Genomic DNA, 2113 nt, shown 5'->3' with positions numbered 1-2113 from the left:
TTTCGGTGTTCGCTACATCTTGACCGCACGGGGGTATACAATACCCGCAAATTTGAGCACTCAAGAGACTGGATGATGGAATTTAAGGTTGATACCCACACGCATACTTACGCGAGTGGTCATGCGTATAGTACGTTGATTGAAAACGCAAAGTCGGCAAAAGAGAACGGGTTAACCATGTTTTGCACGACGGACCATGCGGAGTCGATGCCGGGTGCGCCTCACTACTGGTTTTTCTCCAACCAAAAAATTCTGCCTCGTTTTCTTGAAGGTGTTGCCATCGTTCGCGGAGTGGAATCCAATATACTTAACATTGAAGGTGAAATTGATATTCCGCCAAGCGTCGATCGCAATTTGGACTGGGTTATTGCCAGTTTCCACGAGCCCGTTTTTCCACCTGCCAATAAAGAAGCACACACTGAAGCGCTGATAAATGTCATCAAAAGCGGTCGCGTTGATGCGTTAGGGCATTTGGGGAACCCGAACTTCGACTTCGATTTTGAACAAGTGCTGAAGTGCGCTAAAGAGCACAATGTAGCGATAGAAATCAATAACACCACGCTCAAAGGCAACAGCCGTGTTGGCAGTGTGGATCGTTGTCATGAAATTGCGCAAATCGGCAAAGCGTTAGATGTGTATTTTACTACGGGAAGCGATGCACACTTTTGTCATGATGTGGGCAATCTGGAGCTTGTCAGTGAGCTGATGGACAACCTTGATATTGATAGCAACAAAGTGATTACTCACTCTGCTAAACAGTTTTCGTCATTTCTTGAACTGCGTGGCCGCTTGCCAATCGCAGAGTATGACGAGATTCGCAACGCATAAACTTGATTACATTTTAGGTATGCACCCTAGGTAAGATTGCTTTACACTGCCCCTCTTAAATACCCGAATATTCCTACAATGCGCATTAGCGTGGCGAGTTATTTGGGTAAACGAAGCCGACACAGAATTCGGCACTAAAATGGAGAAGTGAAAATGTTACGTCCTTTAGTTCTAGGGTGTGCGATTGCGTTTGGCTCAACATACGCGATGGCAGAAGCGGTTGATTTGAAGCAAAACATGAAGCAGATGAAGATGGAATTCAAACAGGCCGCAGAAGCGTCTGACGTGGAAACCATGAAATCTGCGATTGATAGCTTGCAAGCCATTGTAGAACAGTCAAAACGTGGTAATTACCCACCAGAAAAGTTTGATACTTACCTAGAAGGTTTCAACAAGCTGTCGGTAACGCTAGACAAAATCGAAGCGGATCTGGATGCAGGTAATTTGACAGAAGCAAAAGCGCAACTGCGTGAGATCGATAGCCTTCGTGAAGAGTACCACGACAAGCGTAATCCAAGCATTTGGAGCAAGCTGTTTGGTTAAGCAGCGCTTACGTGCATGAATGATTGAAAGAAAGCCCGCAAATTTGCGGGCTTTTTTGTCTCTGTCAACATGATGATTGTGAGGTAGTAATCACTTATTGATCCTCTTTTTGAGCTGAAACTCAGAATTGGCTACTCTGTGTGAAATTTGTTAAGTCACCGTTATGCGTAGATTAATTCCTTTTTATCGCTCCATGTTATTCGCTAGCGCCTTAAGTTGGGTGCTCGTGACACTGATGCCTGTTATCAATGCTCATGGTAACAGCATGGGCGTGTGGGCGACGCTTTGTACGCTAAACGGTTTCGAGCTGGTTCAGATAGAAGAGGGCGACAGCTCGGTGACGCACAAGGGCAAGCCGTGTCCATTTAGTCACTTTTCCACTTTCCACCAAGATTCACTTCCAACTACACCGATACTTTCACGACTGAGCTCGGTAATTTCTGAACGTTACACTTTTTTGGCTCTAAGTGTACGATTTGAAACGCCAGTTCCACGTGCGCCGCCTGTGGCTTCTTTTTCATAATCCATAAAAACAATAAGTAAAGTCACACATACACTGCTCATTCAAGCAGTCGCATTCCCAAACCTGTCCAAATTTCACCGCATAGAAAAGCATGTGGGGGAAGCATTTGGTCAGCGTTTTTGGCGTGCAAAAATGAAAAGGAAATAAACATGTTGAGAAACTCAACAAAGCCTCAACTCAAGGAAGCCTCACGCGCAAAATCCATCTACTTTATGACGT

At 45.1% G+C, this 2113-nt stretch carries 3 protein-coding genes; all 3 read left to right on the top strand.

Features of this window, described 5'->3' with window-relative positions; genetic code table 11:
• Positions 1 to 75: 75 nt before the first annotated feature.
• Complete coding sequence (locus R7Q47_RS23325) at positions 76 to 828, top strand: phosphatase (RefSeq protein ID WP_318089435.1); 753 nt, start codon at positions 76 to 78, stop codon at positions 826 to 828.
• Between the two features lie 153 nt (positions 829 to 981).
• Positions 982 to 1371 carry a cytochrome b562 gene (locus R7Q47_RS23320; RefSeq protein WP_005462833.1) on the top strand — a complete coding sequence of 130 codons (390 nt, stop codon included), beginning with the start codon at positions 982 to 984 and terminating at the stop codon, positions 1369 to 1371.
• Positions 1372 to 1534: 163 nt separating this feature from the next.
• Positions 1535 to 1894: a hypothetical protein gene (locus R7Q47_RS23315; protein ID WP_020838202.1), complete on the top strand. Its 360-nt coding sequence runs from the start codon at positions 1535 to 1537 to the stop codon at positions 1892 to 1894.
• Positions 1895 to 2113 lie beyond the last annotated feature (219 nt).

The sequence above is a fragment of the Vibrio sp. Vb0349 genome, assembly GCF_033338975.1.
This window is presented reverse-complemented; position numbering and strand designations above follow the sequence as displayed.